Genomic DNA, 21940 nt, shown 5'->3' on the forward strand with positions numbered 1-21940 from the left:
AGCCGATGACGTCGTGGCGCGACCGGCTGCTCGAAGTCCGGCTGGGCCCTCCGGGGCACGGTGGTTTCTGCGTGGCCCGGTACGAGGGACGGGTGGTGTTCGTCCGCCACGGGCTGCCCGGTGAGCTGGTCCTGGCCCGGGTGACCGAGGATCGCGGCGGGGCGTTCTGCCGGGCGGATGCGGTGGAGATCGTGGAGGCGTCACCGGATCGGGTGCCCTCGGCCTGTCCGGTATCCGGCCCGGGCGGCGCGGGTTGCTGTGATTTCGCCTTTGCCACCCCCGCCGCTCAGCGGGGCCTGAAGGCCATGGTGGTTGCCGAGCAGTTGCGCCGGATCGCCGGGATCGAACGGGAGATCGAGGTCGAGCCGATCTCCGGATCGGAAGGGCCGGGGGTCGGCTGGCGTACCAGGGTCCGGCTGGTCGTGGACGCCGACGGCCGGGCCGGTGTGCACCGCTACCGCAGCAGTGAGATCGTCGCCGATCTCCGCTGCCCGCAACCGGTGGCCGGGGCTCTGGACGGTATCGCACAGCGCCGCTGGACCCCCGGCGCCGACCTCGTGATCGCGGTCGACGACGAGGGCGCCCGGCATATCGTCGAACTCGCGCCGCCGATCGCCGAGCCGTCACCGCGCGACGACCGATCCGGCCGGAACCGGCGGCGGGGTCCGGACGGGCGGCCCGGAGGCCGTCCCGCCGCCGCCCGCGGCCCGCGCACCACGGCCGGGGCCGGTCCGGGCACGGGACCCGACGAGGACGGGTGGCGCGGCGCCGATTCCCAGCGCCGCCGCACCGCGGCCCGCCGCGCCGCCGCGCACACCGCCCGCGACGAATGGGTGATCGAGGGCAGCGGACGCGCCGTGCAGACGGTGGCGGGCCGCCGCTGGGAGGTATCGGCCGCGGGTTTCTGGCAGGCGCATCGCGGCGCCGCGCAATGCTATTCGGATCTCGTCGCGCAGTGGGCGCGGCCGGATACGGGCGCGCACGCCTGGGACCTGTACAGCGGCGCGGGGGTTTTCGCCGCCCGCCTGGCCGAACAGGCAGGCCCCGCGGGCTCGGTGCTGGCCGTCGAATCCGCGGCCGGCGCGGTGGCCGACGGCAACGCCGCGCTGACCGATCTGCCCTGGCTGAGTCTGCGCGGCGGCCGGGTCGAGCGCTGGGCGGCCGGTCGCGGCGGGCCGCGGCCCCAGGTCGTCGTGCTCGATCCGCCCCGGGCCGGCGCCGGAAAGCCAGTGGTCGAGGCGGTGACCGCCGCCGGCCCCGATCGGATCGTGCATATCGGCTGCGATCCGGCCGCCTTCGCCCGCGATCTGCGGTTGTATCTCGACGCCGGCTATCGGCTCGACGCGCTGCGGGCCTTCGACGCCTTCCCGGCCACCCATCACGTCGAATGCGTCGCGCTACTGCAGCGGTGAGCGGCCCGGTCCCGGATCAGTCCAGCTGCCAGGTGACCCGCAGCGTCGCGGCGACCTCCTGTTCGCCGGGTTCGACCGGTACCGCCGCCGGAGCCGAGGCGGCCACCATCCGCACCCCGCCCGGATCCTGGGGCCGGTAGCCGGATGGGGCGGCCGTGTTCTCCGTGATCTCCAGTACGGGGCCGAGGTCGCGGGCGGCGCGGCGGGCGTACTGACGGGCCTTGTCGAGGGCGTTGTCCCAGGCCGCGTCGCGGGCTCGGATCAGCACCCGTTCCCGGTCGGCGAAGGTGTGGCGCAGACCGCCCAGGCGGGCGTCGTCACCCCCGGCGGTCACGGCGTGCGCGATCACCTCGGCGGGGTCGGTGCGCGCGGTATCCGGCGACCCGGGCGGCCGCTGGGGGAGGGTCAGGTCGAGGGCGGTGGTCGCGATATATCCGGTGATCCGGGAGACACCGTCCTGCCATGCCGTATCCGAGCGCACCGAGAGCACACCGGTGGCGATATCGGTATCGGGCACCCCGTCGCCGCGCAGGGCGGCCGTGATCGCCACCACGCGTTGCCCGGCACGTTCGTAGGCCAGGCCGACCGTGCTCGCCCGGCATTCCACCCCGATCGACACCACCAGCCGGTCCGGGGTCGCACGTACCGTACCCTCGCCGAACACGGTGACCACCGCGGTCTGCTGCCCGCTCATCCGGACCTCCTCGCGTCGTGTCCGCGGCGTTCGCCGGTGCGCCGCCGCACAGGGCGGCCGGGGAACACGGTTCGCGCGGCGCCCGCCACTCACCTTAGGCTGGACCGATACACCGGACCGCGGATCCGGCCCGCGGCGGTATCCATCGCACGCCGTCTGGGTGGTGTAGTCGGCCGCGGCTCATAGACTGGTCGGATCAACTGCGCTATCCGGAGGGAGCGAATCAGGTGGGAGTGCTTTCCCGGGTCGATACGCCCGAAGACGTGCGTCGGCTGTCCGTGCCGCAATTGCGGGAACTGGCGGCGGAGATCCGTGAGTTCCTGGTGCACAAGGTCGCCGTCACCGGCGGGCACCTGGGACCCAATCTCGGAGTGGTGGAACTCACCCTGGCGTTGCACCGGGTTTTCGATTCGCCCGCCGACCCGTTGATCTTCGACACCGGCCACCAGGCCTATGTCCACAAGATCGTGACCGGTCGTAAGGATCAGTTCGACAGCCTGCGCCGCAAGGACGGGCTGTCCGGTTATCCGAGCCGTGCCGAGAGCGAGCACGACTGGGTCGAATCCTCGCACGCGTCGGCGTCGCTGTCCTATGCCGACGGCCTGGCCAAGGCGTTCGCCCTGACCGGGCAGGACCGCCATGTCGTCGCGGTGGTGGGCGACGGCGCGCTCACCGGCGGTATGTGCTGGGAGGCGCTGAACAATATCGCCGCGGGACCCGACCGCTCGGTGGTGATCGTGGTCAACGACAACGGCCGTTCCTACGCGCCGACCATCGGCGGCCTGGCCGAACGGCTCACCGCGCTGCGTACGCAGCCCGCCTACGAGCATATGCTCGACACCGGCCGCCGGATTCTGAAAAGTATCCCGCGGGTGGGGGATTCCGCGTATTCGATGGTGCACGCGGTCAAGGCCGGTATCAAGGACGCGGTGAGTCCGCAGGAACTCTTCAGCGATCTCGGGCTCAAATACGTCGGGCCGGTGGACGGCCACGATCCGGTGGCCCTGGAGTCGGCGCTGCGCCATGCCAAGGATTTCGGCGGTCCGGTGGTGGTGCACGCGGTCACGCAGAAGGGCCACGGATACGAACCGGCCGAGAATCATGTGGCCGATCAGATGCACGCCTGCGGCCCCATCGACCCGCGTACCGGTGAATCGGTGAGCAAGGGCGGTGCGGCGAGCTGGACCTCGGTGTTCGCCGCCGAACTCGTCGCCCACGCCGAACGCCGCGACGATATCGTCGCGATCACCGCCGCCATGCCCGGACCCACCGGGCTCTCCGCGTTCGGTGACCGTTTCCCGGACCGGTTGTTCGACGTGGGAATCGCCGAACAGCATGCCCTGGCCTCGGCGTCCGGGCTGGCGCTGGGCGGGCTGCACCCCGTGGTGGCGATCTACTCGACCTTCCTCAACCGCGCGTTCGACCAGCTCCTGATGGATGTGGCGCTGCTGAAGCAGCCGGTCACCCTGGTACTGGACCGCGCCGGGATCACGGGCGCCGACGGCGCCAGCCACAACGGTATGTGGGATCTGTCGCTACTGGGCATCGTGCCCGGTATGCGGGTGGCCGCTCCCCGTGACGCGGCCACACTGGCCGAGGAACTTTCCGAGGCGCTCGCGGTGAACGACGGCCCGACTGCCCTGCGGTTCCCGAAGGACAGTGTGGGCGCGGATATCCGCGCGCTGGAACGGCTGGACGGCGTCGATGTCCTGTGGCTGCCGGACCGGGAAGGCCCGTCGGCGCGCACCCAGCACGCCGATGTGCTGATCGTGGCCGTCGGCGCGCTCGTGCCGGCGGCTCTGCAGGCCGCGGAACTGCTGGAGGCCGAGCAGATCACCGCCACTGTCATCGACCCACGCTGGGTGCTGCCGGTATCGGACACCATCGTCAAACTGGCGGAGAACTACCGTCTGGTGCTCACGCTCGAGGACAGCGGCCTGCACGGCGGGATAGGCTCCTCGATCTCGGCTCGGCTGCGCGGCGCCGGTCTGGATATACCGACCCGCGATATCGGTATCCCGCAGGAGTTCCTCGACCACGGCAGCATCCCGCAGGTGCGTCAAGAGCTGGGGCTGACCGCCCCCGATATCGCCCGTCGCATCACCGGCTGGCTCGACGCCCGCTGACCGCCGCCGCGGCTACCCGGCCGGACTGCCGGGTAACGCCGCGGCCAGCGGACCGACGGTGAGTTCACGCTGCCAGGGCCGGGCCCCGTGCTCTTCGAGGAATGCCTCTACCGCGGCGGCCGGCTCCGGCGCGCCCTCCGGCCCCGGCCCGTAGTCGGGCAGTCCGTCCCAGCACAGGCGGCGTACCAGGTCGGGGGAGAGCAGATTCTCCACCGGGATGTTGACCTTCTCGGAGAGCTCCGCCATCACCGCGCGGGCCCGGGACAGCCGGGCCGCGGCCACCGGGTCACGCCGCTCCCAGCGGTTCACCGGGGGCGGTCCGTCGTAGGGCTGGCTCATCCGCGGCAGCTCGTCATCGGGCAGGGCGCGGGCGCGTTCGATCGCACCGAGCCATTCCCGCGAGTACCGGCGCTGCCGCGGCCCGCCGAACACCGGTAGTTCGCGCAGCTGCCCGATGGATTTCGGATCGGCGCCGGCGGCGGCGACGATCGCGGAATCGGGCAGGATGCGGGAGGGGGCGATATCGCGGCTGCGGGCCAGGGCGTCGCGCGTGGTCCACAGTTCCCGGACGGTCGCCAGCTGACGGGCCCGGCGCAGGGTGTGGATTCCGGAGGTGCGCCGCCAGCGGTCCGGTTTCGGCGCCGCGGGTTCGGCGAGCCGGATATGTTCGAACTCCTGGGCGGCCCACTCGGTTTTGCCCTGGTCGGCCAGCGAGGCGGCGACCGCGTCGCGCAGTTCGGGCAGGAGTTCGACATCCAGTGCCGCGTAGTTGAGCCAGGCTTCGGGTAACGGCCGGGTGGACCAATCGGCGGCGCCGTGCCCCTTGCGCAGGGCCCGGCCGAGTAATTGCTCCACCATCGCGGCCAGGCCGACCCGGGGGAATCCGGCGAGCCGGCCGCCCAGTTCGGTATCGAACAGGGTCGCCGGGCGCAGCCCCAGTTCGGCCAGTCCGGGCAGATCCTGATCCGCGGAATGCAGGATCCATTCGAGGGTGTTGATCACGGCCGCCAGCGGTTCCAGGGCATCGGTCACCGGGATTGGGTCGATCAGCACGGTGCCCGCGCCCACGCGGCGCAGCTGGATCAGATACGCCCGGGACGAGTACCGGAAACCGGATGCCCGTTCGGCGTCGACGGCCAGCGGCCCGGTACCGGCCGCCAGGCGATCGGCGGCGGCGGCCACATCCTCCGGGGTCCGGCAGACCGGGGGAATCCCCTCGGCGGGAGCCAGCAGCGGGACGGCGGCGGGAATCTCGGGGTCGCCGGTATCCGGCACCGGGGCCGTCTGTGTGCCCCGTGTGCCCTGGTCGGATGCGGCGGCGCCGCCGTCCGGGTGACCACCGGACAGGTGATCGGGCTCCTCTACTACCGGCATAAAGGGCCACTCTACGTGGCCGAGGCTACCGCCGACGGTCAACCACGGTCGGTCCTGGTGGACTCCGAGGGTCGTAGATCGGTGATACCCGCAGGTGGCAGACCCGCCGCATAGGCCAGCACCTCACCGAAGGCCTCCACATGGGGGCACATCTCGGTACTGCGGGCCGTCCAGGAGGCGCGCAACTCCAGCTGATGCGCCCGGGGCGGGCCCGCGATATCGCCGTAACGCACCGAACTGGTCGAGGTCACGGTGCCGCCGAGTGCCGTGAACGGCACCTCCCGCGACTCCAGCGCGTCGGCCAGCCAACTCCACGCGACCTCCGGCAGCAGCGGATCGGCCGCCAGCGCACCGTCGATATCGGCCTGGATGTAGGCGACCAGGCGGAACACTCCGTGCCAGGCCTCGTCGCCGTTGGGGTCGTGTAACAGGATCAGCCGGCCGAATGCGTCCCCTTCGGAATCGATCGGCACCACCGAGGAATCCTCGTGGATCACCTCGGCGCCGAGTGCGTAGGAGTAGGGCGCGAGGCGCTGCGGCGGCCGGATCGGGGCCAGCTCGATCCTCGGGTGCACGGACGCGGCGCCCATCGCCGAAACGGCGGCACGAAACGATGCGGGTTCTTCGCCGGGCCCATCGTCCGGTGCGCCGTCGCGGATATCGAGCGGTGTCACGGGGAATGACGCTAGACCTGTCGCAGCCGGGGTGTGCGGAGGCGCGCCGGACGACCGTTGTTGCTGGATGATCGGGTCCGGCCATGGTAAACACCGCGCAACCCGCTGCCGGTGCCCGCCGTGCGGCCGCCCGGACACCCATGAGGCGGTGCCGGGCTTGCGCACCGCGCCCACCGTCGCCGCATACGATGGCTGGTGATGAGCACATATACGCGCCGCCGGTTGTCCGATGCCCCGTTCCTGGCCGCCGCCTCCGGCGCCACTCCGGCCCGGCGGCCGGTGTGGTTCATGCGCCAGGCCGGGCGGTCGCTGCCGGAGTACCGGGAGCTGCGGGCCGGGATCGGCATGCTGCAGTCGTGTTTCGATCCGGAACTGGTCTGTGAGATCACGCTGCAACCGGTCCGCAGGCACGGCGTCGACGCCGCGATCCTGTTCTCCGATATCGTCGTCCCGCTCAAGGCTGCCGGTATCGAACTCGATATCGTCCCCGGTGTGGGTCCGGTGATCGCTTCGCCGATCCGCACCGCCGCCGACGTCGGTGCCCTGCCCCGGCTCCGGCCGGAGGAAGTGGGCGCGGTGACCGACGGGATCCGGCTGCTGGTGGACGAACTCGGGCAGACCCCGCTGATCGGGTTCGCGGGCGCGCCGTTCACGCTGGCGTCCTACCTGGTCGAAGGCGGGCCCAGTAAGCACCACGAGCGCACCAAGGCCATGATGCACGGCGATCCGGAGGCCTGGCACGCGCTGCTCGGTGTGCTCACCGATATCACCATCACTTTCCTGCAGGCGCAGCTCGCGGCCGGCGTCGATGCGGTTCAGCTGTTCGATTCCTGGGCCGGGGCGCTGTCGCTCGCCGACTACCGGCGCTACGTGCTGCCCCATTCGGAACGGGTATTCGCCGAGATCGCCGATTCCGGGGTTCCGCGGATCCATTTCGGTGTGGGCACCGGGGAGCTGCTGGGCGCGATGGGTGAGGCGGGCGCCGATGTGGTCGGGGTCGACTGGCGGGTGCCGCTCACCGAGGCCGTCCGCCGGGTCGGGCCCGGAAAAGCATTGCAGGGCAACCTCGATCCCGCCGTGCTCTTCGCGGGCAGTTCGGTGGTGGCGGCCGAGGCGCGGCGGATCGCGAGCGAGGCCGACGACGCACTCACCATGGGGGCGTCGGGGCATATCTTCAACCTCGGGCACGGCGTCATGCCCGAGACCGATCCCGGTGTGCTCACGGCTCTGGTGGAGCTCGTGCACGAACTCTGATGGCACGACCTCCGATCGCAGGTCCCGCGGCCGCCTCCGGCCGGTCGGCGATACGGTCGGGGTATGAGAATTGCGGTGGTCGGCGGGGGAATCAGCGGACTCGTCACGGCGTACCGGCTGCGCCGGCTGCTGGGCGAGCCGGTCCGCCCGACGGTGATCGAGAGCCGCGACCGGGTCGGCGGTGTCCTGCATACGGTGCCGATCGCGGGCGAGCCGGTCGATCTCGGCGCCGAAGCGTTCGTCGGGCGGCGGCCGGAGGTTCCGGCGCTGCTGCGCGAACTCGATATCGCCGACCAGCTCGTGCACCCCGCCGGGTTGCGCCCGCTGCTCTGGGCCGGTGGCCGGGCGCATCCGCTGCCGGAGCGGACCCTGATGGGTATCCCCACCGGACCCGATTCGGTCGCCGGACTGGTCGACGCGGAAACGCTGGCGCGGATCGGGGCCGAACCCGGCCGGCCCCTGGACTGGCGGCCCGGTGCCGATATCGATGTCCATTCCCTGGTCGCCGACCGGTTCGGGGCCCAGACGGTGGCCCGCAGCGTCGATCCGCTGCTGGGCGGGGTGTACGCGGGCAGCGCCCGGTCGATCGGTCTGCGGGCGGCCCTGCCCACCGTGGCGGCGGCCCTGGACCGGGGCGCGGTGAGCCTCACTGCCGCGGTATCGGCCGCGCTGCCGCCTCCCTCGGACACCCCGGTGTTCGGCGCGCTCCGCGACGGCTATGGTGCCCTGCTGCGCGCACTGGCCGAGCGAGCGGATGCCGAGATCGTGCGGGATACCCCCGTGACCGCCCTGCGCCGGACCCAGGGCGGTTGGCGGGTGGATCCGGTCGGTGAATTCGACGCGGTGGTGCTGGCTACTCCGGCGCCGGTGACGGCCCGTCTGCTGGCCGATATCGCCCCTGTCGCGGCGGCCGCGGCCGGGGCGATCGAACTGTCGTCCTCGGCGCTGGTCGCCCTGGAACTGCCGAAGGATACGGCGCTGCCCGAGAATTCGGGCGTGCTGGTGGCCACCGGAGAGGCGTTGCGCGCCAAGGCGTTCACGCTGTCGAGCCGGAAATGGACGCATCTGGCGGCCCGGGAGACGGCGCTGGTCCGGGTGTCGTTCGGACGGTTCGGCGACGATTCGGCCCTGCGCTGCACCGATACCGAGCTCGTCGCCGCGGCCACCGCCGACCTGGGCACCGTGACGGGTGTGCCGATCACACCGCTGTCGGCGGTGGTGCAGCGCTGGCCGGGCGGCCTGGCCCAGTACGCCCCGGGCCATCCCGAGCGGGTCGCCGCTATCGAGTCCGCGCTGGGCGATTTCGACGATCTCGCGGTGACCGGCGCGTATCTGCACGGTGTCGGAGTCCCGGCCTGTGTCGCCTCGGCGACCTCGGCCGCCGACCGGATCGCCGCCGCCACCACGCGGGCCTGAACCGGGCCGACCGCGGTTCGCGTGGTCCCGGGTTGTCCCGACCACCGGCTCGGGTCCGCCCGGCGAGTGGCACGATGGGGGCATGGCGCGACTCGATTACCAGGCCCTCAACTCCACCATCCGCTATCTGATGTTCTCGGTCTACCGGGTGCGGCCCGGCGTGCTGGGCGACGACCGGGCGGCGGCGATCAAGGAGGCGAAGGCGTTCTTCGACGGGCTCGCCGACCGTGATGTGGTGGTGCGCGGCGTCTACGACGTGGCGGGGATGCGGGCCGACGCCGATTTCATGGTCTGGAGCCACGCCGAGCGGGTGGAGGATCTACAGGCCGCCTACGCCGATTTCCGGCGGACCACCGAACTCGGCCGGGCCACCGAACCGGTGTGGAGCAATGTGGCGCTGCACCGCCCGGCGGAGTTCAACAAGAGTCATATCCCCGCCTTCCTGGCGGGGGAGGACCCGGGGAACTACATCTGCGTATATCCGTTCGTCCGATCCTACGAGTGGTATCTGCTGCCCGACGACGAGCGTCGCAAGATGCTCGCCGACCACGGTAAGGAGGCGCGTGGCTATCCCGATGTCCGTGCCAACACCGTGGCCTCGTTCGCGCTCGGTGACTACGAGTGGATCCTCGCGTTCGAGGCGCCGGAACTGCACCGGATCGTGGATCTGATGCGCGATCTGCGCGCCACCGAGGCCCGTATGCACGTCCGGGAGGAGACGCCGTTCTACACGGGTCCGCGGGTCGATATCGATCAGCTGGTCGCCGCGCTGCCCTGAGAAGTCCGAACAGACATCGAACGCCGAACAGATATCCGCCCGGTATGCGGGCCCCGGAAAATCGGGGCATGCATACCGGGCGGTCTTTATGTAAAGTACCGCTCGGCGAACGGAGGCCTCACTCCGCTGAGCTGGTCGAGGGGTGCAGCCGCAGCGAGATCGAGTTGATGCAGTACCGCTTGTCCGTGGGCGTCGGATAACCCTCGCCTTCGAAGACGTGGCCGAGGTGGCTGTGGCAATTCGCACACAGCACTTCGACCCGCCGCATCCCCAGCGAATCGTCGGCGCGCAGAATCACCGCGTCCGAGTCCGCCGGATCGAAGAACGACGGCCACCCGCAGTGCGATTCGAACTTCTCGCTGCTGCGGAACAGTTCCGCGCCGCAGGCCCGGCAACTGTAGACGCCCTCGGCCTTGGTATCGGTGTATTCGCCGGTGAACGGCCGCTCGGTGCCGGCCTCACGGAGTACGGCGTATTCCTGAGGGTCCAGTTTCGCCCGCCACTCCTGCGGGGTGAGCCGGATCTTCGGGGCGGGCAGGGAGGTATCGGTCGCGTCCGTTTCGGAGCTCATCCCTCCACGCTAATACGCCCGGCGCCGCGCGTCTCCCATCAGCCGCGCACGGCCTGCGTCTCGGCGATCCGGACCCCGGCGGGTTCCGGGGTGCGGTCGGGTTCGGGCGCGGGTGGCGGAACGGGCGTGGTCGCCGGTTCCGCGATACCGGTGCCGGTATCGCGGGAGTCCGGTGCCGAGGCCATCCAGGCCGGGTCCAGGTGCGGCAGCCGGCCTTCCCGCCGGGCGGTGAGGTACCGGTCGCCCAGCACACAGAACACCACGATCAGCAGCAGGCCCCAGCCGAAGGTGATCCGCAGATACTCCAGGTTGCGCCCGATATCGGGCCAGCGGTCCGACAGCCATTTGTCGTAGGACAGGAACCCGAACACCGCGAGCCAGGCCGGCCAGTTGCGCAGCACGGAATTGCGCAGCACCACCGACATCAGGAACGGGAACAGCATCATCGAGTAGTACATCTGGCCGAGGGAGGCCAGCAGGAACTCCGCAGTGAGCAGGACGCCCGCGGAGGTAGTGACGAAGAACAGCTCGTCTTCGCGGTAGTACCGGTACAGGATCCACAGCGAGAGCAGCACCAGCACCGCCATCGACAGGCGGATACCCCAGGTCAGCCAGGGCGGCAACCCGTAGTACTCGGCGTTGCCGGGGATAGCGCTGTTGAAGTAGTCGCGCGTCTCCAGCAGGTAGGGGAAGGTGCGCGTGAAGAACTCTTCCGGATCCCGGGACAGTGGCCAGGCGATCGCGGTCAGCACGACCGGAACGACGGTGGCCGTGATCACAATGTTCCATTGTTTGCGGACCAGGGCTATCAACAACAGCGGTGCCAATGTGGGTTTCACGGCGATGGTCAGACCCATGATGACGCCGGCCCACAGGTCTCTTCGCTGGAGTAGCAGGATCAGGAACAGCATCTCCGCCAGCAGCAGGCAACCGTTGACATTGGTGAACACCAGTGTGTTGATCACCGTCTCGGACATGAACATCGCCAGCAGCAGCACCGGCGCCGCGATCGAGCGCAACGTGTAGTTGAACAAGCGCAGCAGCAGATAGCAGGCGAGCAGAATCGCCGCCGCGTTGAGCAGGATGAACAGCCAGCGCGACTTCTCGTAGTCGATCACCGCGATCGGCGCGATCAGCAGGGTGCCGCTGGGCGGGTACAGATAGTGCGGATCGACCGAATCGAAGTTCGCCGTGTACACCTCGCGCCCGTTGAGGAAATCCAGCGAGGCCTGGTAGACGGGCTTGTAGTCGTCGGTCACGAAACCGTTGACAGCCTTGATGAACACCCGGTTCAGCACGGTCATGACCGCCAGCGGCCAGAGCGCGAACCGGATCACGTCGGCGGTGGTTCGAGCGGTGCGGGGCTCGAGCTGTCGAAGGAACACCACGGCACGGTACACCGGATGGTGCCGTGGTGTTGCCGGGACCCACCCTCGACGCGCCGGTCAGACGCCCCTCCGGGGTCGGCGAGCCGCCGCGGGAGCGGCTCCGGTCACGCCGGGCAGGCGGTCCCGTCGCCGGGCAGCCGGCCGTCGGCGAAGTAGTCGACGAGCGCGGTCTGCGCGCAGCCGGAATGGGTGCTCACCGGATGTCCCCACCCCTGCCAGGTCATGGTCGCCGTGCGGGCACCCGCCTTGCCCAGGGCGCCGGTGACCGAGGCCTGGGCGGCGCCGGTGACCGGGTCTCCGGCGCCGGTCAGCACCAGGACGGGCAGCTCCAGCTTCTCCAGCGCCGGTGGCGCCTCGGTCACCGGCCACGCCGAGCAGACCAGCATCGACAGTGCGGCGGCCCGGCCGAACGCGGGGTACTTCTGCGACCAGATACCGGAGAGGTCGGTGACCTGCGGACCGGGCGGCGGCTGCGGTGCGTCGGTGCAGCCGTTGACGAACTGGCCGTCGCTCGCGGTGGCCACCTCCTGGGCGTCGGCGAGGGTCTTCAGCCGGGCGGTGTCGCCGCGCCCGGCCGCCGACAGGGCGTCGGCCAGTTCGGCGACCCGGGTGGACTGGTCGGCGCGCGGGCTGCCGAGGAACCCGGTGACCGCGGTGCGGACGGCGTTTGCCGAGAGGTCGCCCAGCTGGCCTTCGGAGGCCTTCTGGATCAGCTGTGTCACGGCGGTACGCGGATCCGGTCCGAGCGAACAGGCGGTCCCGGAGCACTGTTGCGCGAAGGCCGTCAGCGCGGCCTCCGCGCCCTGGACCGCGGTCTCGGCCCGGGTCACAGCGTCCAGCCCGACCGGGGCGGGCGCGTCGAGCGCCAGCCGGGCCAGCCGGTCACCGTATTTGCGGGCGTATTCCATCGCGACCGCGGATCCGCTGCCGGTGCCCAGCAGGGAGATATGGTCGACGTCCCATTCCCGGCGCAGTTGCTCGATATCGTCGGCGGCGTGCGGGGCATCGAAGGTGCCGTCGTAGGGCTGGAGGAAATCGCGGCAGGCGATGGTGCCGTTGCGTGACAGATCGGACATGGCGGTGACGGGGTTGCCGCCGGGGGCGAACTGGCCGTTGTCCTGGAGTCCGGTGCGGATATCGGCGGGCAGGCAGTCGATCGCCTGGGAACTGCCGATACCGCGGCGATCCACGGCGACCAGGGGATGCGCGGTGAGCAGCGCACTCGCCGGCCCGGTGACCAGACCCGCCAGCGTGGCGGTGGAGGAGCGGTCGACCCCGGAGGTCAGCACGACCGGGGGTGCGTCCGGCGGGGTCTGCGGCAGGCGCGCGCGCAGCGCGCCCGTGCGGAAATTGCCGAGTACCGTACCCGCGCTGTCGATCGGCGTGGAGAAATCCGCGCATTCGAGTACCAGCCCTGCGGGTCCCGGCCCCAGACCGAGCGCGTCGAAGGTCTCTCGGGCACATTCGCGCCAGGGCAGATCCTTTTTCGGGACCTGCGCTGCCGGCGGCGGCGGGACCTGGGCCGACGTCGCGGAATCGCCTGGTACAGGCGGACGTTCGACGGCGACATGCGGGCGGTCCGAGGGACCCGCGCCGCATCCGGCGATCATGATCAAGAGTGCCGAGGCCGGCACCACTGCCCGAGTCCAGCGCATGCGTTACACCCTGCCAGGTCCGGATCGGCTTCGCCTGAGCGGGACGCCGTCGCGGGTGGCCGTCCGCGGCGCGGGTCCGGTACCGCACCGCCCGCCCGGTCCGGTGATCACGATCGCACCCAGCGCGTCAGGACCGTCCCGTCGGCATCGAACAGGACGTGCGCCGGCGTCATTCGCCAGGCGAATTCCTCGTGCGAGACCGAGATCCGCCGCGCCACACCACCGGTGAGCAGCGGCGCGGTGGTCAGGCACAATTCGTCGACCAGTCCGGCTCCGGCCAGCGATCCGAACAGTTGCGGGCCGCCCTCGCACAACACCCGCCGCAGCCCTCGGCCGGTCAGGACCTCCAGAAGGGCATGCGGGTCGATCACGGTTTCGCCCACCTCGATCACATCCGCGCCCGCGGCGGTGAGGGCCGCCCGGCGTCCGGCCGGCGCCGCCGTGGTGGTCAGGATCAGCGTGGGTGTCTGCGCGGTGGTCAGCACCCGATGCCCGGGGTCCACCGCGGCGGTGGCGGTCACGATCGCGATCGGGGGCGGTGTGCCGTCCGGGTGGCCGCCGATACCGCGCGCGGACAACGCGCGGCGGCGCACCGGATCGGTCTGCGCGCCGCCGTAGTTCTCCGCGCGCACGGTGCCGGCGCCGACGAGTACGACATCGGCGAGATCGCGCAGCAGATGGAAGACCTGTTTGTCCGCCGGCGACCCCAGCGCCTCGGTGACGCCGCCGGACCCGGTCGCCGCGCCGTCGATGGTGGATACGAAATTCACCCGCAGCCAACCGGCTTCCCCCTCCGCCGGATAGGCGTACAGGCCGGCCAGAGTATCGGCGTCGAGGTCTGTGAGCTGGATCGCATCGGGGCTACGCTGCATAACAGAACCTCATATCACGTCATTAGGCTACGTCCATGCCAGATCGCCTCGTCGACCGCCGCCCGGAGGTCCCCGCCGACCAGTTGGTCGCCCAGATGGTGCCCCCGCCCATGTTCGACGAGGTCGGTTTCGACACCTACATCCCCGACCCGAACGAGCCCAGCCAGGCCGCGGCGGTCGCCGCGGGCCGCGCCTTCGCCGAGAAGGTGGCGGCCATCCACAAGGCCACGCACAAGAAATCGTTCTTCGGCAAGAAGAAGCCGGTTCAGGGTGCGGGCCTGTACCTGGACGGCGGGTTCGGCGTCGGCAAGACCCACCTGCTGGCCTCGATCTTCCACGAGGCGCCCGCGCCGAAATCCTTCGGCACCTTCGGTGAACTCACGAATCTGGTCGGCGCGCTGGGCTTCACCAACGCTGTCGAGCGGCTCTCCGCCAACAGCGTGCTGTGCATCGACGAGTTCGAACTCGACGATCCCGGCGACACCGTGCTGGTCTCGCGGTTGCTGACCGAGCTGTCTGCGCAGGGCGTCTCCGTCGCGGCCACCTCCAACACTCTGCCGGGGCAGCTCGGGGAGGGCCGGTTCGCCGCCCAGGACTTCCTGCGCGAGATCAAGAAGCTCGGATCCATCTTCGACACCGTGCGGGTGGACGGCCCGGACTACCGCCACCGGGACCTGCCGCCGGCGCCGGAACCCGGCAGCCCGGAGCAGCTCACCGAGCGCGCCGCGGCGACCCCCGGCGCGACCCTGGACGATTTCGACGCCCTGCTCGCGCATCTGTCCACCCTGCATCCGTCGAAATACGGCTCCCTCATCGACGGAGTCCGGGCGGTCTTCGTCTCCGGCGTACATCCCGTCACCGATCAGGCCGTCGCGCTGCGCCTGGTCGTCCTCGCCGACCGGCTCTACGATGCCGGAACCCCGGTCTCCGTCTCGGGCGCGAAGCTCGATGCGATCTTCTCGCAGGAGATGCTCGACGGCGGCTACCGAAAGAAGTATCTGCGGGCCATCTCCCGTTTGCTGGCGCTGTCGCGATTCGAGGTTCCGGCCTGAGTGCCCCGTGGTAGCCACGGGCACGCCACCGCACGGGAACCGGGTTGACCGGGTGGGCGCGGATTGGTTTGCTGGACCGGGCACGCCACGGAGGCAGTGCCGTCGGGCACCGATGGGAGTTCGGTCATGATTCATCGTTCGGCGCGCATCCCCGCGGCGGTACTCACCGGCGTACTGGTGGCTCTCGGCCCGGCCACCGCACTGGCTCCCGCCGCGCCGCCGGCGGCCACGGACGCGCCGGCGATCGACCGGTCCCTGCACCTCACCGGGGCGCCCAACGCCCGCGACGTCGGCGGTTATCGCACCACCGACGGGCGCACAGTCCGTACCGGGGTCGCCTACCGCACCGATCAGCTGCTCAACCTCACCCCGGCGGATCTGGACGTACTGAATCGTCACGGTGTGCGAGTGGTCGACGATCTGCGCACCGTGTACGAGCGCGCCCTCGGCCCGGATCGCCTGCCGGCCGGCGCGCGGGCCAACTGGTACGACGTGATCGGCGCCGCCCCGCTGCCGGAACTGATGTCCACCCTGGCCGGCGGTACCGATCTGTACCGCGCGTTCATCACCGCGCCGGGCGCCGACCGCGCGGTGGCGGCGGTGTTGCGGGATATCGCCACGGTCCCCGCGGGCCAGGCGGTGGTGTTCCACTGCACGGCGGGCAAGGACCGCACGGGCTGGGTCGCGGCGGTGCTGCTCACCATCCTGGGCGTCGACCGCGAAACGGTCACCGAGGACTACCTGCTGTCCAACCACTACCGCGGCGCCGCCCCGGGCGATCCGATGGCGGGGGTTCAGCGCGAATGGCTGGACGGGGCCTTCGACCAGGTGACGGCGAGTTACGGCACCTTCGACCGCTATGTGAGCGAGGGACTCGGCCTGAGCGCCGACGAGGTGCAGACCCTGCGCCAGCGGATGCTGAACTGATCCGTACCGCCGCGGCGATCGGTACGGTCGCCGGGCTCAGAACGCCAGTCGCAGCACGTAGTCGTGGTGCACCTGCCGGCCGACGGTGAAGGTCCTGGTACCGACCTTTTCGAGCCCGAATTTCGCGTAGAAGGCCTGCGCCCGCAGATTCTCCTGGTTCACCCCCAGCCAGATCCCGGCGTAGTCCGCGCCCTGGGCCCGTTCCAGCGCGGCGTGCATGAGGGCGTTGGCGACGCCCGTGCCGTGATGGCCCGGTAGCACATACATCTTGCTGATCTCGAGAACCGGATCCAGTGCGACGGCGGCGGCGATCTCGGGCTCGGCGGGCGTATCGCCGTGCAGGATCGCGTAGCCCACGATCTCGCCGTCTTCGACCGCCTTGAGCACCGTCCGGGACGGATCGGACAGATATTCGCCGAACCGCTCCCCGGACAGCACATCCGCCAGGAACACCTCGATATCGTCGAGGTCGGCGCCCGGGGGGCAGGCCAGCGGAAACGTCGCGGCGGCGACATCGCTGAGCGCTTCGGCGTCCCACAGCCCGGCCCGGTCCACGGTGACAGTGGTCATAGCACCAATGAGACCACAGCGGGCCCCGCGGTGGTGCCGCAGATGCGCCACCGCCGCGTGATGTCCGCAGGTCGGGCGACCGCCGCGGGGGCGCCCGGTCCGATCCCGCGGGCGGCTATCGGGTTTCGCCCGACCTGCGCCGATGCCCTCATTGCGTTCTCCGGCTTTGCTGCCGGACGCATCCGACGTAATCTCTCGCCCATGAGGAGCGGGAACCGCATCGCAATCGTCGGTGCGGGTATCGCGGGTCTTGTCTGCGCGAAGGTCCTGACTGAGGATGGGTTCGCGGTCGAGGTGTTCGACCGTGCCCCCGATATCGGTGGCGTGTGGAGCGAGACCCGCCGTTACCCGGGCTTACGGGCGCAGAGCAGCAAGACCACCTACCACTTCTCCGACCATCCGATGCCGGCCGACTACCCCCGGGTGCTCGACGGCGCGCGGATGCAGGAGTATCTGGCGAGCTATGTCCGTGCCTTCGGCCTGACCGACAAACTGCGGCTGCGTACCGAAGTGGTGGCCGCCGACCCGGTCGAGGGCGGCTGGCTGCTGGAGATCCGCGACGTCGACGGTGCGCACCGCACGTCCTGTGATCATCTGGTGATCGCCAACGGCGTGTTCAGCGAACCCGAGATCCCCGAGTTCGCCGGTGCCGCCGAATTCGCGCGCGCCGGTGGCCAGCTGGGGCATTCGACCCAGTTCCTCGATGTGGAGGCGGTGCGGGACCGGTCGGTCGTGGTGCTCGGTTACGGTGTCGCGGCCTGCGATCTGGCGACCGAGATCAGCCGGGTGGCCGCGGGTACCACCGTGGTGGCCCGGCGGCTGATGTGGAAGATGCCGCGGCGTCCGGCGCCGGGTCTGGATGCCGAGCGGCTGCTGCTCACCCGCACCGGCGCCGCCCATTTCCGCCATCCCGAACCCGGCCGGTTCGAACGTCTGCTGAACGGGCCCGGACGCTCCTTCCGCGACAGCAATCTCGATCTCGTCGAAGCGCTGGTCGCCGAACGTTCCGGGGCCGCGGAGCTGGGCCTGGTACCCGGCGGCCGGTTCGAACAGGCGCCCGAGGCCGCGTTCGGCCTGGCCAGCGACGGTTTCGCCGACCAGGTGCGCGCCGGTCGCATCAGCGTCCGGGGGCAGACCCGGGTGGCCGGCCTGGGCGGCGATGCGTCCGGGCCGTACGCCGAACTCTCCGACGGGCAGCGGGTGCGCGCGGATATCGTCGTCTGCGCCACCGGCTTCCAGCAGCGGGTGCCGTTCCTGACGCCCTACGTGCAGCGCCAGCTCACCGACGACCAGGGCAATTTCCGGTTGTACCGGCAGATCCTGCCGTTGGACGTGCCCCATCTGACCTTCGCCGGATACAACTCGTCGCTGCTCAGCGCGGTCGGCGCGGAGGTCGGTGCGCACTGGACCGCCGCGCTGCTCACCGGCGCGCTGACCCTGCCGCCCGACGAGACCATGACCGAGCGCATCGACGCCCGGCTGCGCTGGCTCGACGAACACACCGGCGGCCACCATGCGCACGGCTGCGCGGTGACCCCGTACGCCATCCGGGAGATCGACGAACTGCTCACCGATCTCGGTGTCCGGTTGCCCGCCGCCGCCCGGGCCGCGCAATGGGTGCGGCCGGTGCGGCCGGGTGATTACAAGGCGCTGTCCCGCCGCAAACGGGGTCCGGTGGGTCCCGCGTACCGGCAGGCCGCCGGGCCCGCGAAGACGGCCGAGGCCGGAGCCACCCCGGAGATCGGGCATTCCGCGTCCGCCGGGGGGCAGGGGCAGGCCGTCGAGGTCCCGGCCGATTCGCCCACGGTGCAGATCCCGGGCGCGATCGCCGCGAATGCCGCCGTGCAGACCAAGATCCTGCCCGCCCCCGGCTCCAGCGCCGAAACCCGTCCGGTCGAGCAGACGCCGCGTCCGTCCGGCTCACCCGCGCAGCCCGCCCGGCCGCCGGCACCGCAGGCCGGTCCGCCGGCATCCCGGCCACCCGCCACTCCGGCGCCGGGCCCCGCGGATGCGGGCCGTGCGGATGCGGGCCGTGCCGCCGCGGATTCGGCGGCCCAGGCCGCCGAGGCTGCCCGCCGTGCCGCCGCCGAGCAGCGGGCCGCGGTTATCGCCGCGCGGTCCAACAGCCCGACCGTGCGCATAGATTTGCGTTCGGGAGTGCCGGAGATGCCGCCGACCGAACCGCTCCCGGAGACCGGGACACCGACCGCCCCCGAAACGGGTGCCGCGGCGGACGGCCATCAGCCGAGCGCCGCCCCGAGCGGCCACGGGGCGAGTGCTGCCCCGAGCGGTAAGGGGTCGAGTGCCGCGCCGGACGGCCACGGGCCGAGTGCCGCACAGCCGGCCGGGATCCCGGATCAGACATCGACAGCGGCTGATCCGGCAGCGGATACCGAGCCGGAGATACCGGCAGCGACGTCCGAATCGGTCGCCGGGCCTGCGGAATCGCCGGCCGGCGCCGAGACCACAGGTCCGGACATCCCCGGTGCCGCGGGAAATGCCGAATCGTCCGCTCGGAACGACATACCGGGCGCCGGTGAGGACGCGGGCCGGGCACAGGCCGAGACGGCCGCCCGGAACGGTGCATCGGATACCGCCGGGGACACGGGCCAGTCGGCCCAGTCTGCGGCGCCGAACGGCACATCGGGTGCCGCAGCGGTTGCGGGTGGTGAATCGGCCGAGCCGATGGCCCGGAAGGGCGCGCCGGATGACGCAGCGGTTGCGGGCGGTGAATCGGCCGAGCCGGCCGCCCGCAACGGCACACTGCACTCCGGTGGGGGTGCCGGCCAGGACTCGGCGGAGCCCGCCTCCCCGAACGGCGCACCGGACTCCACCTCGTCCCGGCCGCCGTCCGCCTCGGTATCGGAACCCTCTTCCGCCGTGGCCTCGGACGAGTCCGAGGCCGCCGCGGAACGGTCCGGGCGAGCGCAGGAGTCCTCCGGCCCGGAGGCATCCGGGACCGGCGATTCCGGGGAGCGTCCCACCGGCTCCGCGCGGGCGACCGAACCCCCGGCCGAGCGCGGTACCGACGCGCAGACCGAGAGTGCCGGTACCGCGCAGCCGGGTACAGGTTCGGACGGGGAGTCCGCCGAGGAGCCGGCCGGGAGCACCGGCACCGCTCGGCGAACCTGATTCCGGCGTGCCGGATCTGGACCTGAACCTGCTGGTCGCCCTGCACGCGCTACTGGAGACCAACAGCGTCACCATGGCCGCCGAACGGCTCAACACCTCGCCGCCGGCCATGAGCCGCACCCTGGCCCGGTTGCGGCGCGTATACGACGATCCGCTGCTGGTCCGCGCGGGCCGGCAGCTGGTGCCCACCCCGCGCGCCCTCGAGCTGCGGTTCGAGGTGAGCACGCTGGTCGAACAGGGACGGGCCTTGCTGGCCAAACCGGACACCGTCGATCCGACCGCCCTGGTTCGCGGGTTCGCGCTGCAGGTGGACGATGCGGTGCTGCCCGAACTCGCGGCCCGGCTGCTCGCCGAGGTCCGCACCCGGGCTCCCGGAGTGACCCTGCGCTTCGTTCCCGCGGATCCTGCCGGTTCGGTGAACGGGCTTCGTGACGGGCGCGTCGACGTCGAAGTGGGTGTGATCGCGCGCGCGGACCCGCAGACCCGGGTGGAACGGGTACGCGGCGACCGGCTCATCGGCGTGGCCGCGCCGGGACATCCACTGGTCACCGAACGCGTCACCGTCGCCGCCTACGCCGCCGCCGCGCATATCAGTGTTTCCGCGCGCGGTATCGCCCGCGGGCCCATCGACGACCGGCTCGCGCTGCACGGCCGGACCCGCCGGGTGGTGGCGACCGTCCCGGATCTCACCACGGCGTTGCTGGCGGTCCGGTCCGGGGCGGCCGTCTGCCCGGCGCCGGCGGTCGTCGCAAAGACGACGCTGCCCGCGCTCGGCCTGTGTTCGTTCGAGATCCCGCTGCCGCTGCCGGAGGTGACCATTTCGCTGGCCTGGCATCCACGCAATACGCCCGATCCGGGGCATGCCTGGCTGCGCACGCTCCTGCGCGGCGCGCTGGCGCCCGCGGATCCGGTGACCGGGACAGTCGGCGGCGAGAAGGTTCGGCGGGTCCCACTTGGGTAACTGCTGGACAGATTCCTGGCGGTGACCGGTGTCGGTGGCGCACCCTGGAATGTGTCGGTCGGTGCCGGGACCGGCATGGTGTACGGGTTAGATGGGTGGTCGCATGCAGACGAAGCGGCGGGCTGAAATACGGTGTGGGCGCCGGACGATGTTGTCCGATCTGGGTATTTCCGATGCTCCGGTGACCACCGATCCGGTCGAGGAGGAAGCTACTCCCGGCTACGGTTGCCGCTGTACCCGCTGTGTCGATTCACAGTGGAACGCACAGCGACTGAAGTACTGGCTGGCGAGCCGGTTGCTTGCCTTCGGAGCGGATGAGGCCGTGGTGGATCACCGCATGGGCCCGATGACCGTGGATGTCTGGTGGCGGCGCGGCGGCGAACAGTTCGCCATCGAGGTCCGCACCGGCCCACTGACTCAGCAACTCGCCCAGGACCATACCGATCGGCTGAAGGCGCTCGGTTGTACCAGCGTGCTGTGGTTGTGCGCGCCGGGATTCTGGGTGTCCCAGTTACCGGCGCTCGGTATCGCCGATCTGTCGCCGGAGTCGTGTGAGTACCGCGTGGTGCACGGGATGCTGGAACAGGGGCCCACCGGTCTGGTGGTGCCGGACGAGCGTCCCTACGAGCTGCGGGAATTCCTGCGGCAGTGGGTCCAGGGTGAGGTCGCGTGGGGTTATCGCGACCACTTCAGGAAGGGATGGGCGGCGGTGACCGATTGGGAGAAGCACACCCGGACCCAGGCGCTGATGCTCGAACAGCAGCGCCAGGAGTTGATGCAGCAGCGGACGGCGCTGGCGGTGGCGCGGCAGGCGGTGCGGGAGAAGAAGCGCCAGCTCGCCAAGGCGCATGCCCGGGTGGAACGCACCGCGCAGCGGGCGCGCGAGCAGGCGGAATCGGTGGCCGAGGTGGGTCGCCGGATCGCCGATCAGGAGCGGGTGCACCGCGCCCTCGAGGACACCATTCGCCGGCTGCACAAGACGATCGACAATTGGCAGGTGATCACGGTTTTCGTGATGCTGCTCCTCGCGACCTTCATCGCCGCCACCATGTTCGTCAAACCCTGACCGCGGGGGTGGGGACCG

At 70.9% G+C, this 21940-nt stretch carries 18 protein-coding genes; 10 read left to right on the forward strand and 8 right to left on the reverse strand.

From position 1 onward, the window contains the following. Positions 1 to 5 precede the first annotated feature (5 nt). Positions 6 to 1412 (forward strand): TRAM domain-containing protein, encoded by a 1407-nt coding sequence (locus AB0F41_RS14075; protein WP_357423594.1) that lies wholly within the window; start codon positions 6 to 8, stop codon positions 1410 to 1412. Positions 1413 to 1428: 16 nt separating this feature from the next. Here the strand turns inward: AB0F41_RS14075 and AB0F41_RS14080 are convergent, their stop codons facing one another. Beyond that, a complete protein-coding gene (locus AB0F41_RS14080; protein WP_357423596.1) occupies positions 1429 to 2106 on the reverse strand; it encodes an SIMPL domain-containing protein in 678 nt (225 codons plus the stop codon). A gap of 227 nt (positions 2107 to 2333) precedes the next feature. On the opposite strand from AB0F41_RS14080, the gene dxs reads away from it, so the two are divergent. Further along, the gene (gene dxs, locus AB0F41_RS14085) at positions 2334 to 4232 is read left to right on the forward strand and encodes a 1-deoxy-D-xylulose-5-phosphate synthase (RefSeq protein WP_357423598.1); all 1899 of its coding nucleotides are present in this window, start codon (positions 2334 to 2336) and stop codon (positions 4230 to 4232) included. A gap of 12 nt (positions 4233 to 4244) precedes the next feature. On the opposite strand, the gene AB0F41_RS14090 is transcribed toward dxs, so the two are convergent. Further along, positions 4245 to 5606 carry a ribonuclease D gene (locus AB0F41_RS14090; RefSeq protein ID WP_357423600.1) on the reverse strand — a complete coding sequence of 454 codons (1362 nt, stop codon included), beginning with the start codon at positions 5604 to 5606 and terminating at the stop codon, positions 4245 to 4247. A 38-nt stretch (positions 5607 to 5644) separates the two neighbouring features. Next, positions 5645 to 6280 carry a DUF3000 domain-containing protein gene (locus AB0F41_RS14095; RefSeq protein WP_357423602.1) on the reverse strand — a complete coding sequence of 212 codons (636 nt, stop codon included), beginning with the start codon at positions 6278 to 6280 and terminating at the stop codon, positions 5645 to 5647. Between the two features lie 198 nt (positions 6281 to 6478). Here AB0F41_RS14095 and hemE point away from each other — a divergent pair, with 198 nt between their 5' ends. The 3 genes from hemE (at position 6479) to hemQ (ending at position 9728) form a co-directional block, all read left to right on the forward strand. Further along, positions 6479 to 7534, forward strand: coding sequence for a uroporphyrinogen decarboxylase (gene hemE / locus AB0F41_RS14100; RefSeq protein WP_357423604.1), 1056 nt, complete (start codon positions 6479 to 6481; stop codon positions 7532 to 7534). A gap of 63 nt (positions 7535 to 7597) precedes the next feature. Continuing rightward, on the forward strand, positions 7598 to 8950 hold the full coding sequence (locus AB0F41_RS14105) for a protoporphyrinogen oxidase (protein WP_357423606.1): 1353 nt from the start codon (positions 7598 to 7600) through the stop codon (positions 8948 to 8950). Positions 8951 to 9032: 82 nt separating this feature from the next. Then, positions 9033 to 9728, forward strand: a complete 696-nt coding sequence (hemQ, locus tag AB0F41_RS14110) for a hydrogen peroxide-dependent heme synthase (protein ID WP_357423608.1) — start codon at positions 9033 to 9035, stop codon at positions 9726 to 9728. Positions 9729 to 9846: 118 nt separating this feature from the next. On the opposite strand, the gene msrB is transcribed toward hemQ, so the two are convergent. From msrB to AB0F41_RS14130, 4 genes are all read right to left on the reverse strand, one after another. Further along, on the reverse strand, positions 9847 to 10299 hold the full coding sequence (gene msrB / locus AB0F41_RS14115) for a peptide-methionine (R)-S-oxide reductase MsrB (protein WP_357423610.1): 453 nt from the start codon (positions 10297 to 10299) through the stop codon (positions 9847 to 9849). Positions 10300 to 10337: 38 nt separating this feature from the next. Further along, positions 10338 to 11684: a glycosyltransferase family 87 protein gene (locus AB0F41_RS14120; protein WP_357423612.1), complete on the reverse strand. Its 1347-nt coding sequence runs from the start codon at positions 11682 to 11684 to the stop codon at positions 10338 to 10340. Positions 11685 to 11791: 107 nt separating this feature from the next. Next, positions 11792 to 13342, reverse strand: a complete 1551-nt coding sequence (locus tag AB0F41_RS14125; RefSeq protein WP_357423614.1) for an alpha/beta hydrolase — start codon at positions 13340 to 13342, stop codon at positions 11792 to 11794. Between the two features lie 107 nt (positions 13343 to 13449). After that, positions 13450 to 14214, reverse strand: a complete 765-nt coding sequence (locus AB0F41_RS14130) for a pyrimidine reductase family protein (RefSeq protein ID WP_357423616.1) — start codon at positions 14212 to 14214, stop codon at positions 13450 to 13452. Between the two features lie 35 nt (positions 14215 to 14249). On the opposite strand from AB0F41_RS14130, the gene zapE reads away from it, so the two are divergent. Next, a complete protein-coding gene (gene zapE, locus AB0F41_RS14135; RefSeq protein ID WP_357423618.1) occupies positions 14250 to 15266 on the forward strand; it encodes a cell division protein ZapE in 1017 nt (338 codons plus the stop codon). A gap of 126 nt (positions 15267 to 15392) precedes the next feature. Then, positions 15393 to 16193, forward strand: a complete 801-nt coding sequence (locus tag AB0F41_RS14140) for a tyrosine-protein phosphatase (RefSeq protein WP_357423620.1) — start codon at positions 15393 to 15395, stop codon at positions 16191 to 16193. A 36-nt stretch (positions 16194 to 16229) separates the two neighbouring features. Here the strand turns inward: AB0F41_RS14140 and AB0F41_RS14145 are convergent, their stop codons facing one another. Beyond that, positions 16230 to 16763, reverse strand: a complete 534-nt coding sequence (locus AB0F41_RS14145; protein ID WP_357423622.1) for a GNAT family N-acetyltransferase — start codon at positions 16761 to 16763, stop codon at positions 16230 to 16232. Positions 16764 to 16964: 201 nt separating this feature from the next. On the opposite strand from AB0F41_RS14145, the gene AB0F41_RS14150 reads away from it, so the two are divergent. From AB0F41_RS14150 to AB0F41_RS14160, 3 genes are all read left to right on the forward strand, one after another. After that, positions 16965 to 19895, forward strand: a complete 2931-nt coding sequence (locus AB0F41_RS14150) for an FAD-dependent oxidoreductase (protein WP_357423624.1) — start codon at positions 16965 to 16967, stop codon at positions 19893 to 19895. A 7-nt stretch (positions 19896 to 19902) separates the two neighbouring features. Continuing rightward, positions 19903 to 20856: a LysR family transcriptional regulator gene (locus AB0F41_RS14155; RefSeq protein ID WP_357423626.1), complete on the forward strand. Its 954-nt coding sequence runs from the start codon at positions 19903 to 19905 to the stop codon at positions 20854 to 20856. Positions 20857 to 21037: 181 nt separating this feature from the next. Then, positions 21038 to 21922 (forward strand): hypothetical protein, encoded by an 885-nt coding sequence (locus tag AB0F41_RS14160; protein ID WP_357423628.1) that lies wholly within the window; start codon positions 21038 to 21040, stop codon positions 21920 to 21922. Positions 21923 to 21940: the final 18 nt, after the last annotated feature.

Source organism: Nocardia sp. NPDC024068 (assembly GCF_040638875.1).
Lineage (GTDB): Bacteria > Actinomycetota > Actinomycetes > Mycobacteriales > Mycobacteriaceae > Nocardia.